The organism is Pedobacter sp. UYP24, assembly GCF_054057295.1.
Map to the genome: position 1 here is coordinate 133478 of NZ_JBSRZD010000004.1, position 15741 is coordinate 149218.

Sequence of the window (15741 nt, forward strand, 5' to 3'; positions counted from 1 at the left end):
TAGCAGCAGCAATCATGTGCTCTAAAGAAGCTTCAGTTTCAGGCCATTTGCGTTTTCAGTCCACAGTCTGAGTTTACCCATAGATTTTGTGCCGGCAATAAGTCGGCGGCCCTTTCCAAAAGAGATACCATTTCTTCTGTACTCGGTACACGCAGTGAGTGAATATTTTATACACCTGGTCCAATCTCATTGGGGCACAGCTACATCCATTGCAGCAATATGTTCAATTATGCATACATCAGCTTTTGAAGGATTACAGGTTTTGTCTTGTTGCAGTAATAATTTCTCCGGTCTTGTTATCCTGAACAAATCCAATCAGTTCAAAATCGTCTACCTTAGATCCCGCCTCAAAATCAAGCGTTAACAATGATGAATTGTTAAGCAATGGTTTTATAGCTAACTCTTTTACAATTTGAACATGTGATAAGCTAAGTCCGCGGTTTTCGCCTCTTTGCACTTTGGAGAAACCATTTTTCTGTACCAATGCTACATTTACATTGTAATTATTTCCCAAATAACTGGTCTCAAAAACCACTTTGATCAAATTATTTTCTATAGTTGCCTTTATTGAAGGTTGCGCACTTTTTTTATTCGCCAAGTTAACTTTTAAACTATTACGAAGCATCTTTTCATCAGAACCAACAAACGCAGCTTTACCATTTACTACGATTTGAGGTGTATAAACTTGCCGTTCGTGCAAAAAATTGGAATATAGGTATTGTCGGGCAGACCAGTCGGCATTGCTAAATGGATCCTTCCAACCAAGGCGGTTCCAATAATCTACATGGAAGGCAAGAATGAAAACCTGCTGACCCCTGTATTCCTTCGCAATTCTGCTGACCAGTGCATCTGCCGGAGGACAACTGGAGCAACCTTCAGAAGTAAACAGTTCCACAACCGCAAAGCCTGGAGACTCAGTTTTTACATTTTTTTTATTTGATAAACCAGATGCAATTCCGAACAATGCGAAAAGTGATACTGTGGCTATAATGATTCCTATTTTCATGTTGTCATGTATAATTAACTGATAGAACCCTTTAAAGTCCTGAATAATAGTCGTAACCATGCTCTGCCCAGTAGTCTTTTGGCCTACTGTTGCTAAAAGACATAGTGCCAATTCTCTTGAGATTTTTAATTCCGTATTTCACAGGAATGATTAAACGTAGCGGTGCACCATGTTCGTTAGCCAATGGCTTACCATTCATTTCATAGGCCAACAAAGTTTGAGGATGAAGCGCGGATTGCATTTCCAAACCAATGTAGTATTTCCCATTGGGGGTTTGCAGCCCCATATATTGTTTTTTAATTTCTTCGTCCAGTTTAAAATGGTTCAAAAAATCGCTCAACTTAACACCACCCCAATGCTGGATTTGGTCCCATCCTTCTACACATTTAAAATCGTAAATGATCTCTGTTTTCGGGAGAGATTTGATTTCCGCCAAATTAACATTCAAGCTTTCTCCGTTTTTTATCAGTACACTCAACTTCCATTTTTGTGGATCAAAATCTGTATCTTCCTCTATTCCGATTAAACTATTTACGCGCACTTGTTTAGCAGCCATTTCGGTAGGATAGGTTTTCACCAGGTGATTATTACTGAAGAAATTTCTAAAGAAAAGTTCTGTCTTATTCAATGCCTTCCTTAACGGCACCCGTGTACCACCTGTAATTCCAAGAGTCTCTTTTGGAGTCTTTAAAAGCCATTCCCAGCTAGCAATAGCGCCAGTGCTGGCAGCAAAGAAAACACCAAAAGAAATGAAATTCCGTCTCTTGATCTTTTGGTCCACCGTAAGTGGAATTTTTGAACTTTCCTTAGATTTGTTTTCCATCGCTATTATTTGTTTGGGAGTTTTCAACTGCAATTTCTTGTTCAGTTTCTTCAACTGTTTCCACTACCTCAAATCCGGACACTACAGATCGAAAGTTATTCCATCCGGCAAGGACCACCTGCAAAACGTGGATGAGAAAAAATAAAACATAACCTATTGTGAGCGCAAAATGAAGAATTCTTGCTACATGATAACCTCCGCATAACCAGCAAATCCAATAAAACTGAACAGGTTTATATATGGCCAGACCGGTAAATACTGAACCGAAGCCCATCAAAATAATTGCCGTATACGCAATTCGTTGTGCAGCATTGTATTTTTTTTGGGGAGGAACAGTTGTCCTGATGTGCAGATCATGAAGCAAAACCTGCCAGGCTTCTTTAAATGAACCCCTTTTTGGCAGAAGTTCCCGCCATGCTCCAGATAGGACAGTATAGCCAATGTAAAGCAGCCCATTTATGAAAAAGAACCACATAAACAAAAAATGAAATGCCATTCCTTCTGCCAATCTCCGAGAAATATGAAAATAATCATAGAACCATTTAGGAAAGAATTTGAATAGGCTAAACCCAAAAATAGATATTCCATAGGCATCATTTGCCCAATAGATGAACAAACCACTCCAAATCATAACCGATAATACAGGGAAATTTACCCAGTGCGTCCAGCGCATCAGCAAAGGATGCTTTTCTTTAATTACTTTCATAGGTTGCAGTTGATCCCATTCATTATACCGTTAGACGATATTACCAATAATTCCTTACAAACAAATTTATATTAACATGTTATGCGCATAAAATCGTTACGAATTGATTTTGTTTTATATGAGCTGGATATGTCCTTGTACAATTTCTGGGTGTTTTCGGCCTTCTAGGGGTATGTTCTGGGTGAATACACCGAGCCAACACCCATCAAACACCCAGAACACACCCATTAAACACCGATTTTTATGCATTTCATATCGAAGAAAACCTTTTTGTCGTGACTGTGGATTCTACAAAAATGCAATTGGAAAGTCTTTTAAAAAAAAAGAGCATGTCCTAGCGTTTGGGCATACTCTTTTTTTATATGTATATTTTGAGTTAGGCTGCCACCCGCTGCAAAATAACCTTGCAAGGAAATTTAGAAGTAACCTGCACATGATGTTTCTTATGAAGGGGAATTTGAAAGTAATCTCCGGCTATTAAACTAAAGGCTTCCTGCTCTACGTAAATATCACAGCTACCTTCCAGGATCAAAAATCTTTCATACTCATGATCATGAACTTCTTGTGGTGCCATAGATCTAACCCAAACGATAGCTGAAATTGCCTCAGGCGTATAACTCATAACTTTTGCAAAGACATCTTCAAAGTCAGCAGGGGCCCGCATATCATCTCTTATAAGCCATTCTCCGTAATCCTCAGGCTTTGAGTTTTCATCCAATAATGGAGCAATAGCAATAGTTTCTCCTGATTTAATTCGTGTTGAATAATCGATTGTTGCCAATAAAAAAGGCCTGATGATGGGATCAGGATCAATTGAATAACTAAGTGCAAACTTTTCAAGCGCAACTTCAATCGCTACAATTTCTTTATGTATCTCAGGATGAACTGAGGCTAGGAGCTCGATAGTTGAATTCTGCTCTGCAGTGGTTTCATTTAAGACATACAATTCCAGTAACCCTGAATCAATCACTTCTTTCCAGTCTTTCATAGTGTTGAGGAGAAAAATCGTGCAAGGATAGTTATGATCATTTAAGGATTATGTTTTTTTATTGGTATTTACAAATGTAAAGATAATGTAATTACGAAAGATTACTGTTATCGGATGTTGAAAGATTACGCTTCTTCCCTGATTTCAATACCAGAGTACCCAATATACCTGCTAATATCGAAGCGATAAGTATCCCGTACTTAGCCTGATCTACAAACTCAGGATTTTTAAAAGCTAATCCGCTGATAAAAAGTGACATCGTAAACCCAATACCCCCAAGTAGTGCCACTCCAATAATGTGCCTCCAGTTTGCGCCTTCAGGCAACATACCCATTCCTGTTTTTACCATCAACCAGGTGAAGAATAAGATACCAATAAACTTACCTGCAACAAGCCCTACTGTTACACCAATTGAAACTGGGTTGATGACTGATGTAAGAAAATCAGCACCAATCACAATCCCAGAATTAGCTAGTGCAAACAATGGCATGATACCGAAAGCTACCCATGGGTGTAAAGCATGTTCAATTTTTTGCAATGGCGTTTCAGCAGCCATACTAAGATTTTTAACATGCTGAATAGTCTGATGTTGTTGAGGAGTAGTTAAAGTACTATTACTTGGAATCTCCTGCTCAAACTCCTGTGTTAATTTCTTGAGATTATCTGAATAAACTACTTCGTTGATCCTTGTGGCTGCAGGGATTGTAAAGGCCACGAGTACTCCTGCAATTGTAGCATGAACACCAGACAACAAAAAGCCAATCCATACACCAAATCCTATGATGAGATAAAACATACTGTTCCTTACACCAAGCCTGTTACCTGCAATAAGAACAATCAGAAAAATACCCGCAATACCCAAAGCTGTGAAGTTGACACCTGAGGTGTAGAAAAAAGCTATTACTAATACTGCACCCAAATCGTCCGCAACGGCAAGGGCAGATAGAAATACTTTGACGGAAGAGGGAATATGTTTCCCTGCCATAGAGAGTAATGCTAGCGCAAAAGCAATATCTGTAGCCATTGGAATACCCCAGCCATGATCTGCGTCTGTCCCTGCATTAATTGCAAAATAGATCAAAGCTGGCACAATCATTCCACCTAAAGCTGCACTCATCGGTAACAATGCTTTCCTGAAGGACGACAGTTCTCCATTCATAAATTCCCTTTTAAGCTCAAGTCCGATGACAAAAAAGAAAATAGCCATAAGCCCGTCGTTTATCCAAACATGCAAAGGAAGACTAAGAACAGAAGTATTGAACCCCACAGAAAAGTCAATTTCCCATAAGTGATGATATGCATTATGCCATGATGAATTGGCCCAAATGATAGCTATGATCACTGTAATTAACAAAACAATTCCGCTAGTATATTCCAAATGTATAAACCTGCTAACCGGAGCTATGATCTTTTCTATGGGGGATTTGTTATTCATGGTTATTGATTAACATCAGAAACAAAAATAAGATAAAAGGACGGAAAAATAGCGCGCATCATCGCGCATGTTCCTCTGCCTCCAATTCTTTAATATATTGCACTTTGAGATGATCATACAGAGAATGCTTATCTATTACAATAGCAACAACACTTGAAATCATACCTGCTAGAATCAGGTGGAAGATTACACCATGTCTATTTGTCATTTCCAACACAAGAATTGCAGACGTAAATGGTGATCTCGTAACACCAGTTAAAAAGCTCACCATTCCTGCCAAAATCAGTAGATTGGTATTTGATTCTGATAACTGGAACCAGCCCGAAATCAAAGAACCAAGACTTGCACCAGCTCCTAATGCGGGTGCAAATATACCACCTGCAGCACCAGTTGTAAAGGATAGTAACGGCCCAACAATTCTTAGCACTGGTGTATACCACGCAACGTATTTATCCTGTGTGAACAGCGTTTTTTGCATGATGTCTTTACCGGACCCAAGAATATCATAACTTACAAAAGTAGCTAGAACCCCCATGGCAAGCGCACAACAACAAATGTAAAGTACATGCTGATGGGTAAACTTAAACTTGGCCTTCCATTGGAAAATGATTAGGATAAGCTTTGACATGATGCTACCCAACAAGCCAGAAATAATGGCTACCAGTGCAACACCCAAAAATATATAACCCGAAAGCCCTAGTATCTTTGGATAACCAAGATAAAGGTAAGGCCCTAATATACCCTGAGCAGTTAAACCTGCAATTATTACTGACGAGAAAATTGCTGTTTTAAAATAACTAAAATGTGTTTTGGTCAATTCCTCTATAGCAAATACAATTCCTCCTAGAGGGGTATTAAATGCAGCAGCTAAACCAGCTGCAGCTCCAGTTACAATCATATTTCGTTTTGCTACTTTGGGCCACCATGGCGGTAAAAGCTCATTAACCTTTCTGAATACTGAGGCCGCTATTTGTATGGTAGGTCCTTCCCTTCCTATTGCTCCACCACCAATGGCCATAACAAGACTGGATAATATTTTTACCAGCATAACTTTTAAACTTAGTAAACGAACAACCTGGTGATCGGTTTTCGGTCCTGTGATCTGTATGGCAGCAACTACCTGTGGTATACCACTACCCCTTGAAAACGGAGCAAATCGTTTGGTAAGCCACCAGGCAAGAAGAAAGCAGACTGGCATTAAGATAAATAAAAACCAGGCATGCTGGTGATATATGTATTCCGTAAGAGTTTCTGCCAATAAAAACAGTTTTGTATAAGCTACCGCAATCAGACCGGTAATCACAGAAGCTATCCAAAATGGAATGGCTTGTAAAACGTTCTTTTTATACCCCTGGTTATTAATTCTGTCAAATGCATTTTTGAAGTAAACACGGGTATTGAAAATAAGGTTACTCATAGATTTAACTGGTTTTGATGTTTACCCGGCATAAGATCTGCGGGAGAGATCTCCCTGAATAAAAGGGCTAATACTTCAATTTGTTATTCAGAAAGTGTCGCTAATGTACTAAAAATATTCTCGTAAATTTTCATGGTTACTCAAACTAGCAATCTGAAAGTCATACCCAGATTGAAAAAAAAACATTACTTTTAATCTAATACTTATGAGAAAAATCTTTACACTTTTTAGCCTGCTTGTTTTTTGCTTACCTTATCTTTCCTCAGCGCAACTGGATAGCATAAAAACCTCAGGCGATACATTATCCAAAAGGCAACTGACTGATGGATTGAATAAAGTTAGCCAACTTGCTGCCGAAAGATTTTCCGATTCACTAAAGCGCACAGAGTTACAGCGACAATTTAGTATTCTTGGAGATGGACAGAATACAAAGCGGGCAGCACTTCTCATCGAGCTTAACTTACTAAAAAAGGGAGATTCTCTTCACAAAGTTCGCCAAAGGCAACAGGTAGATTCCTTAAGAAAATTTGTAAAAGGAGCCCCAGTAGTTTATCAGAGAGATACACTTTTTAGAATCTACACGAGACAAGGCAGTTTTTCAGCGGCCGATCGGGCCGAGGCGGTGAGTAAAAGAATATCAGGATTGGAAGATGATCCACTTTTCCAAACAGATTCCATTAAAATAGTGAGCTCAGAGCAGACCACCGACCTAGTTTTCAAAACCAGTTTACTGATTTCAATTTCAGATGAGGATGCACTTTGGAAAGAAACAAGCCAGAAAAAGCTTGCATCAACAATCCGATCCAAAATAGGAAAGGCAGTTCTAGATTATCAACACGAGACCAGCTGGCAGGTATTAATAAAAGAAATTTTACTGAGCTTGCTTGTTGTTGGGTTGGTCATCATTTTATTAAAAGGAATTAACAGGCTTTTTAACTGGATTACGCTAAAGATCCATAGCTATGAGGGAAAGTTTAAAGACGGTATCCGAATACGGAATTATGAATTGCTGAATGCCGAGCGCCAGTATAATTTTATTGGAACAGTAATTGGTATTCTAAAATGGGCAATCATCATCCTTGTCGTTTACCTTGCATTACCGGTACTTTTCGGAATATTTCCTTTTACCAGGGATATTTCTGTGAATTTACTGGGCTATATTGTCAACCCACTTAAGAAAATTGGTATTGCAGTTTCAGACTACATTCCAAATATGATCACTATTTTGGTTTTGATCATTATTTTCAGGTACCTGCTCCGTTTCATTAATTTTATCAAAACTGAGGTGGAAAGGGGTAAACTCCAAATTCCGGGCTTTTATGCAGACTGGGCAAATCCTACGTACCAAATCACCAGGGCTTTATTGCTAGCCTTTATGCTCGTAGTGATTTTTCCATATTTACCAGGTCATGACTCTGATATATTTAAAGGGGTATCTGTATTTATGGGTGTATTGTTCACATTTGGTTCTGCTGGAGCGCTTAGCAATGTAGTAGCAGGATTGGTCCTAACTTATATGCGAGCATTTAAAATTGGGGACCGGGTTAAAATTGGTGAAGTTACTGGTGATGTGATGGAAAAGACACTTTTAGTTACCAGGGTACGCACTATACAGAACGAGATCATTTCTATACCCAACTCTACAGTAATGGGTAACCATACCACAAACTACAGTGAAGAGGCAGGCAGTATTGGTCTGATCATTCACACTACGGTCACCATCGGCTATGATGTGCCCTGGAGGCAAGTTCATCAGCTTCTGATAGATGCTGCTCTTAAAACCCAACTTATAGAACAGGAACCCCAACCATATGTTTATCAAACTAGCCTTGATGATTATTATGTGAGCTATCGGATAAACGCCTATACAAAAAACCCTAACAAGCAGGCAGCAATTTATTCATCACTGCATTCAAATATTCAGGACCATTTTAATGCAGCAGGTGTAGAAATCATGTCTCCGCATTATAAAGCAATACGTGATGGAAATGCAACAACGATCCCTCCAGTATTATGAACGAAATATTAAAATCTATTAAAAATTTCATTTCTTACCGGTTTAGCCTTAATGAAGATAGTGCCCGGGAATCTGAGACCATTGAATCTATACGAAAAAATGTAGAATTTAAAGGAGCAAATCTTTGGACACTGATCTTCGCAATTTTCATAGCGTCAATTGGTTTAAACGTAAATTCTACAGCTGTAATTATTGGAGCTATGCTCGTATCCCCTTTAATGGGACCTATTATGGGGGTAGGTCTTGGTATCGGTATTAACGACTTTGAACTCGTCAAAAAAGGAGTTAGAAACATCGTCATCGCGACGATCTTCAGTATCGCAACTTCAACTTTGTATTTCTGGATTACACCGCTTCATGATGCCTCTTCTGAAATCCTTGCTCGTACCTCCCCTTCCATTTGGGATGTTTTTATTGCAGGCTTTGGCGGTCTTGCAGGCATCATTGCTGTTACCAGGATAGAAAAAAGCAACGTTGTACCCGGTGTGGCTATTGCAACAGCTTTAATGCCGCCATTATGTACAGCAGGTTTCGGATTGGCATCTGGAAATATTTACTTTTTTATGGGTGCCATGTATCTTTATTTCATTAATAGCATTTTCATCTGTGTGGCTACCTACCTGATCGTTCGCTATCTGAAATTTCACAAGAAAGAATTCGCTGATAAAGCTGATGAAAAGCGAGTAAGCCGCTACATTTTAATAGTTGTCCTTATTACGGCAGCTCCAAGCGTATATTTGGCTTACCGCATTGTTGACCGAAGCATATTTGAAAATAGTGCCCGATTATTTATACAAAAAGAAATAAATTACAAAGATACACAGGTCATTAGCAAGAGCTATAACTACAGCCGAAAGGGAAATGAGATTGATTTGCTGCTTTTAGGTACAGAATTGAATCCGATGCAGCTAGATTCACTTCAAAAAAAACTCCCTGCGTATAAACTTGGAAACACGAAACTGGTAATCCGGCAGGGTCTAAATGCTAAAAATGAGTTAGATATGTCGCAAATAAAAGCCAGTATTCTTGAAGCAGTCTACCAAAGCGATTCCACCCTACAAAAAGGAAATAGCTATGAAGCCATTGACCTGCCCATACCTGATCTTCGGGAAGAATTGAAATCACTTTATCCGGATTTAAGGCAATACACAATTAATAATGTAGTCTTAAAGCGACTTGATGTTAACAAACTCGATACTGTGACAATGGCTGTAACTACTTTTTCAAAGCCCATTTCGAAATCCGAGACAAACCGGCTAAAGCTTTGGCTTAAAAGCCGTATCAAAACTGATTCATTACAATTAATTGTAAGCGATTAAGAGGGATTTTAATGGATTACCAATAAAAATAAATACGATTTCGCATTCTAAAATAACCCAATGAACACTCAGGAAATTATCGCCATCACCATCGTACTAACGGCAATATTTGCTTATATTAATCACAGATTTATCAAATGGCCACCAACAATTGGGATCATGGTACTTTCACTGGTTTCCTCTTTAATCTTGGTATGCTTTGGCAATTCACAATCTATACTTTCAGAAAAAGCAATTCAACTGGCAACATCAGTAGATTTCCAGGAAGTATTGATGAATTTTATGCTAAGCTTTTTACTTTTTGCTGGTGCCATTCACATTGATGCAAGCAAGCTAAAAAAACAACTATTGCCGGTAACTGTTTTGGCCACTGTTGGGATACTAATTTCAACCGTTGTAGTGGGATGCCTGGTCTGGTGGGTATTTGATTTATTTCGTTTTCCAATACCCCTAATTTACTGCTTATTATTTGGCGCACTCATCTCTCCTACTGACCCTATTGCTGTTCTGGGCCTATTAAAAGCTGCAAATATTCCAAAGTCCCTTGAACTTAAAATCTCAGGAGAGTCTTTATTTAACGATGGTGTTGCCGTTGTAGTTTTTGTAAGTTTGGCAGAAATAGCCCGCTCTACATCTGGAAATGTCTCAGTGCTTTCAATAACCGGACTATTTTTGGAAGAAGCACTTGGGGGACTAATTTTTGGTGCACTGCTTGGATACATCGGTTACTGGGCACTACGTTCTATCGACGACTATAAAGTTGAAGTACTCATTACCCTAGCAATAGTTATGGGAGGTTATTTCATCGCAGGGCGTCTTCACGTATCAGGACCTCTAGCTATGGTAATAGCCGGTCTTATTACTGGAAATAAGTCTAAAAGAGAAAGTATGTCTGATATGACCAGAGATTATTTAGGTAAATTCTGGGAATTGATTGATGAGATATTAAATGCAGTTCTTTTCCTATTTATAGGATTGGAAATGCTTATCATAAAAGCTACGCCAACCATCTTTATTATAGGATTGATCAGTATTTTGATTGTGCTTTTAGCACGATGGATCTCAGTGATTTTACCGATAACGTTTTTACAATATAAAATTGAATTCGAAAAACACGCAGTGGCCATGCTCACCTGGGGTGGTCTTAGGGGTGGTATTTCCGTGGCTTTAGCACTTTCACTTAGCCCTTCTATGTATAGAGATCAATTTGTGCTGATCACGTATGTTATTGTAGTATTTTCAATTCTTGTTCAGGGAATGACAGTAGGAAAACTAGCTAGGTGGTTAAAGGTTTAGCCCCTTTTATACCAAAATCAAGTGTTCTTATTGGAAAAGGAATCATAATTCCATTTTTATCGTAAGCTTTTTTAATGCAAATGATTGCCTGACTTTGAACCTCAAGAAAATTAACCTGCTCAGATATATTTATCCATAATCTAATAACATAGTTAATGGAACTGTTCCCGAATTCAGTATAGAACATAGTTACTTCCTCATCCTTAGCAAGGCCTTCAATATCTTTAACAGCATCTAGCGTAATTTCTTTTACACTTTCCAGGTCTTCGCCATAAGAAACGCCGATTGTTAAATCTACACGCCGCTTACCAAGCAGCGTATAATTCTCTATCGGATTCTGGAAAACATCTTTATTGGGAATAATTACCATTTGTCCCTGATAGGTACGGATAACAGTATCTCTGAGGTTAATATCCTCCACCTTCCCCATATAATCCTTTATCTTAACAATATCGCCCACATATAATGGTTTCCTTATGGAAATAAAGATGCCAGACATGAAGTTAGCTGCGATATCCTGAAAAGCAAAAGCGAGAGCTAATCCTAAAATTCCAGCGCCTGCAAGTATTGAGGTAACAGCTTTGTCCAATTGAAGAACGCTGAGAGAAATAAAGATGACAATTCCAAGTAGAAAAATATAAATAAGCGAACTGAAAAGATTATCCAGTGTCTCATTATGAACAAAACGACGGATTAATCGCCTCAATAAATTTCTTATATATTTTGCAATGAAAAACCCAAAAACCAACACAAAAGCTGCAAGTGCAATATTTGGTAAAAGCTTTATTAGCTCCTTAGCCCATATAATCAGTTTATCAGTAATCAACTGATAAGCGTTATTAATATCCATATTTAAAATGTTTAGTTACTACATAATTAACCTTACACCGCCTAGTTCTGATACGCGGTAAGGAAATTCGTTCCCAGGGGAGCCAATGAACATAAAATTTTTCGGAATATCCCAGCGTTTGGATAGCATTTCAATAATATCTGGCCCAAATTGTCCCTCAATTTCAACAAAATCAATATCTATATCCGGATAGGCACGATCTAATACTTCAATATCCCTTTCTAAATTCTTATTATCACTATTGGCATCCAAAATATGTACAATCTTAATTTTTTTGGTCACTTCATTTTCTTCTACATAAATCATAACTCGGTTTAAAATGGCAACATTATCTCCACGAGTAAAAAACACCAGTTCTTTTGAATTCATTTCTACAAGTGCACGGTGCAGTCTCACATTGTTTAATATTAGTTTACGTAGCGGCTTACTTAGATGTGTAACTATGTAAATCAGCCACTTTACCAAAAGTGCCCTATTCAACATAATAAGAATTAATGCCATCGAAGGTATTAGATACCTAATAAATACGTAGAATGATGGCAAGTTTAACTCCATGTTTCCCAAAAATGCAGCAACAATAAATGCTATGGCTACTATAACGGAAAGCACGGCTGCCCTTTCAGGCCTTGGGAGTCGTCTTCTTTTGGCTTTCAGGAGTAGGTTACCCAAACCAAAAAGAGCCATTACTGCCAAAAACGAGAAAGTATATACACCAGCCAAATTTGCCAGATTACCCTTTGTTACCAACAAAATAGATACGCATAAGAGGAAAAACCCAATAACAATCCGGTAACTGACACCTCGTGCATTCTTTTTCAACAAAAAATTAGGAAGAATTCTATCTAGCGCAATACGTTCTGCTAAGCCTGTAACACCTACATAAGAAGTAAGTACCGCACCACCCAGTACCAAAACTGCATCAATAGAAATGATGTAGCTTAACCATTTGCCCCCGGCTGTCTCACCAATAAAGGACAATAATGATTCCTGATGGTCGCTGATAGATAAAATAGGAATTATACTCAATGCAAGAAGGGCAATAACAGGATTAAAGAAACTAACTACCCACCACATATTGCGCAGCGTTTTAGGAAATACTCCAGGCTGCTGTTCCTCTACAAAATTTGCTGAACTTTCAAAACCAGAGATACCAAGCATTGCTGCAGAAAAGCCTAAAAAAAGAGCAGTTATTATTCCTCCAGAACGGACTGGAGCATGCCAATTCAACTTAAATACATCCAAGCCATTATTAAATAGAAACCATCCGCAGGTAACTACCAGCAGAGTTAAGGAGACAAGATGTATAATAAAAATGACTACGGCCACAATAGCGGATTCACCAATTCCAATAATGGTGAGCGCCATAAAAATAAACAAGACTATAATAGTTGCTATTATTAGCGGCAAAGCATGGACAATGTCATGCAGATAAAACATCGCTTCGTAAGCAGATATTACAGCTGTTGCCATATAAGAAAGTATAGTTAGGCATGCAGCAAAAGAAGCTGTACGTTTGGTTGTAGTATTGAGCAGGACATTATATGCTCCGCCGTTTAACGGCAATGCACCAACTACTTCCCCATAAATTTTTCTAAACAGGAATAACACCAATGCCACAATCAAGAGGGAAATCCATGCATATTGGCCTGCATAAGCAATTGTTAATGCAGATACATACAAACAAGAAGAAGAAATATCATTTCCGCAAATGGAGGTAGCCTGTAACTGCGTTAATTTTTTATGTATTGCGGTAGAAGTTTGGTTCATACGAATGAATTCTTTGCAGAATAGTACAAGTTCAACACATTAGACAGCAAAAATGTTTCAAACTAAAAACCTGGTAACAATTTGATTTGTATTACTATCAAGTATATTATAAATTATCGTTGCATTGTGATAGTCCAAAACACGTTTAACTATACTAAGTCCTATGCCACTACCAGAAACCTGATGACTATTGTTACCACGGTAAAAAGTTGTAAATAGGGTACGCGGATCTTCAATTTCAGGAGTTTTTCCAGTATTAGTTAAAAGTAATTCTATTTCTCCGTTGTTTTGTCTGATAAGACATTCAACTGTATGGTTATCAGAATAAACGTAAGCATTTTTAAATAAATTTGATAGGGCTATTTTTAATAAAGTTTCATCTCCCATTATCTCCAAATCGGTTTCATTTACTGTATTGTTCTCTATTTCAAACTTTAATTTAAAATCGTGATATATTTTTGATAGTTCTGTTGTAGTACTAAATATGATTTCATCTAATCTTAATTTTACAAAAGAAAAATTGTGTTCACGACTATTAATGTCAGCCAGAGCAACCAGAGAACTAATAACTTCCGAAAGTTGAAAGGTATCATTAAAAATGCTTGTCAGGCTTAATTTGATAGATGGATCTATATTCGTGCGGTTCAATAGATTTTCAAGTTGAGCTGCTATGCGTGCAACAGGTGTGCGAAGTTCATGTGAGGCATTTCCTGTAAACTCCTTTTGTCGGTCATAGGCGTTATCTATCCTGTCCATCATCTGGTTAAAGGAACCTGCCAATGTATTTATTTCATCCTCTCGTTCTTCTTTGGACAGCCTTATTTTTAAATTACTATCTGTAATCTCTTGTATCTTTCTCCGGAAGTTATCAAGTGGCTCCAATGCTTTTTTGCTCAGGCTAAATGAAAGTATCCATACAACTATTAGTCCTGTAACAAATAGCACAAACAGGACATACTTTAGATGGTTAAGTTTATTTTTGTCATAGTTGTCGTCTGCAGATATCAATACATAATAACCATCGTTCCCGCTTTTATAGTAAAATCCCAATACCACATTGGGATTAACGTTTCTTAACACAAGCCGTTTCTTTTTTAATAGGTCCAGATCAGCATATGTCAATTTTATGGTTGGTGCAACTGTACTGCTGTACAACAATTTTTTCGTTTCATTATATATTTGAATCTTTTCAAAATGCAGGTTATTTACACTGTTTTTATCAATGATCTTATGCATGTCATAATGAACCTCTTGCGTTTCTATCAGAAGTTTGACAGTTGTTTGAGCTTTTTCTGTTAATTCTGCTATTAACTCTTCTCGTCTCATATCCGCAAATAGGTAGTATACAATCAACATGACTGTTGCTAAAACAACTGAGAATAAGGAACTGAATATAAATGAAAATCGCTGTTTTAAATTCATTTGAGGTAATACCCAAAACCAGCACGCGTGTGCACTAATGCTCTGCTGTGCCCTTTATCTATTTTATTTCTTAAATAATTAATGTAAACTTCGATCGTATTTGTTCCTGTTTCAAAATTTATGTCCCATACTTTAGCAGCAATGGTTTGTTTGGAAACAGGCTTCCCCTCCTCCAAAGCCAATAATTCAATTAATTTATATTCTTTTGGGGTGAGGGATATTTCTTTACCTGCCCGGCTTACTTTCATCTCGCCGGTATGAATAACCAGATCATCAATAGTAATGATCCTCCTGCTATCCTGTTGCGAATAACTTCTCCGAAACAGAGCTTTAATACGTGCTGACAGTTCTTCCAGGTGAAATGGTTTAACGAGATAATCATCAGCTCCAGCTTCAAATGCAAGGATCTTATTTTCTACGTCACTATAAGCAGTAAGCATCAAAATAGGTATTACCCCATTAGTAGTTCTAATTTTCTTACATACGTCAATGCCATTAAGCAAAGGGACATTCACATCTAAAATGTAAAGGTTATAATTATCCATTTGCAGCTGTTTAAAAAATAAAGCACCGTCAAATACAATATCACAAAAAAGATCCTGGCTTTCCAAAAAGATCTTTAGCTCGTTTGCCATCTTATGGTCGTCTTCTAACAACAAGATCTTATACATAACATTTTAGTAATGTATTGTAAA

At 37.7% G+C, this 15741-nt stretch carries 14 protein-coding genes; 3 read left to right on the forward strand and 11 right to left on the reverse strand.

The features are described from left to right. Positions 1 to 38: 38 nt before the first annotated feature. From ACVWYN_RS10255 to ACVWYN_RS10285, 7 genes are all read right to left on the reverse strand, one after another. Complete coding sequence (locus ACVWYN_RS10255) at positions 39 to 131, reverse strand: hypothetical protein (protein ID WP_457288764.1); 93 nt, start codon at positions 129 to 131, stop codon at positions 39 to 41. 122 nt (positions 132 to 253) lie between these two features. Further along, positions 254 to 1006: a DUF1223 domain-containing protein gene (locus ACVWYN_RS10260; RefSeq protein WP_457288765.1), complete on the reverse strand. Its 753-nt coding sequence runs from the start codon at positions 1004 to 1006 to the stop codon at positions 254 to 256. A 31-nt stretch (positions 1007 to 1037) separates the two neighbouring features. Then, positions 1038 to 1829 (reverse strand): molybdopterin-dependent oxidoreductase, encoded by a 792-nt coding sequence (locus ACVWYN_RS10265; RefSeq protein WP_457288766.1) that lies wholly within the window; start codon positions 1827 to 1829, stop codon positions 1038 to 1040. Then, positions 1813 to 2535 carry a cytochrome b/b6 domain-containing protein gene (locus tag ACVWYN_RS10270; protein WP_457288767.1) on the reverse strand — a complete coding sequence of 241 codons (723 nt, stop codon included), beginning with the start codon at positions 2533 to 2535 and terminating at the stop codon, positions 1813 to 1815. Before ACVWYN_RS10270 ends, ACVWYN_RS10265 begins: the two co-directional genes overlap by 17 nt. Before the next feature lie 376 nt (positions 2536 to 2911). Further along, positions 2912 to 3523 carry a cupin domain-containing protein gene (locus ACVWYN_RS10275; protein WP_457288768.1) on the reverse strand — a complete coding sequence of 204 codons (612 nt, stop codon included), beginning with the start codon at positions 3521 to 3523 and terminating at the stop codon, positions 2912 to 2914. Positions 3524 to 3614: 91 nt separating this feature from the next. Further along, positions 3615 to 4958 (reverse strand): Na+/H+ antiporter NhaA, encoded by a 1344-nt coding sequence (gene nhaA, locus ACVWYN_RS10280; RefSeq protein WP_457288769.1) that lies wholly within the window; start codon positions 4956 to 4958, stop codon positions 3615 to 3617. A gap of 58 nt (positions 4959 to 5016) precedes the next feature. After that, a complete protein-coding gene (locus ACVWYN_RS10285; protein ID WP_457288770.1) occupies positions 5017 to 6375 on the reverse strand; it encodes a chloride channel protein in 1359 nt (452 codons plus the stop codon). A 205-nt stretch (positions 6376 to 6580) separates the two neighbouring features. Between ACVWYN_RS10285 and ACVWYN_RS10290 the strand changes: the two genes are divergently transcribed. Genes ACVWYN_RS10290 through ACVWYN_RS10300 form a run of 3 tightly spaced genes read left to right on the forward strand, consistent with a single transcriptional unit; the run spans position 6581 to position 11007 of the window. Then, on the forward strand, positions 6581 to 8392 hold the full coding sequence (locus ACVWYN_RS10290; RefSeq protein WP_457288771.1) for a mechanosensitive ion channel family protein: 1812 nt from the start codon (positions 6581 to 6583) through the stop codon (positions 8390 to 8392). Then, positions 8389 to 9711, forward strand: a complete 1323-nt coding sequence (locus ACVWYN_RS10295) for a TIGR00341 family protein (protein WP_457288772.1) — start codon at positions 8389 to 8391, stop codon at positions 9709 to 9711. Before ACVWYN_RS10290 ends, ACVWYN_RS10295 begins: the two co-directional genes overlap by 4 nt. A 60-nt stretch (positions 9712 to 9771) precedes the next feature. Then, positions 9772 to 11007: a cation:proton antiporter gene (locus ACVWYN_RS10300; protein WP_457288773.1), complete on the forward strand. Its 1236-nt coding sequence runs from the start codon at positions 9772 to 9774 to the stop codon at positions 11005 to 11007. Here the strand turns inward: ACVWYN_RS10300 and ACVWYN_RS10305 are convergent. The 4 genes from ACVWYN_RS10305 to ACVWYN_RS10320 are packed head-to-tail and all read right to left on the reverse strand — an operon-like array spanning position 10988 to position 15717. After that, complete coding sequence (locus ACVWYN_RS10305; protein WP_457288774.1) at positions 10988 to 11857, reverse strand: mechanosensitive ion channel family protein; 870 nt, start codon at positions 11855 to 11857, stop codon at positions 10988 to 10990. The two genes, ACVWYN_RS10300 and ACVWYN_RS10305, sit on opposite strands and share 20 nt — an antisense overlap. Positions 11858 to 11875: 18 nt before the next feature. Beyond that, the gene (locus ACVWYN_RS10310; RefSeq protein ID WP_457288775.1) at positions 11876 to 13624 is read right to left on the reverse strand and encodes an APC family permease; all 1749 of its coding nucleotides are present in this window, start codon (positions 13622 to 13624) and stop codon (positions 11876 to 11878) included. 57 nt (positions 13625 to 13681) lie between these two features. Continuing rightward, entirely contained in the window at positions 13682 to 15046 is a 1365-nt protein-coding gene (locus tag ACVWYN_RS10315) for an ATP-binding protein (protein WP_457288776.1), read from the reverse strand. Beyond that, on the reverse strand, positions 15043 to 15717 hold the full coding sequence (locus tag ACVWYN_RS10320; protein ID WP_457288777.1) for a response regulator transcription factor: 675 nt from the start codon (positions 15715 to 15717) through the stop codon (positions 15043 to 15045). The genes ACVWYN_RS10315 and ACVWYN_RS10320 overlap by 4 nt, the downstream gene beginning before the upstream one ends. Between the last annotated feature and the right edge of the window lie 24 nt (positions 15718 to 15741).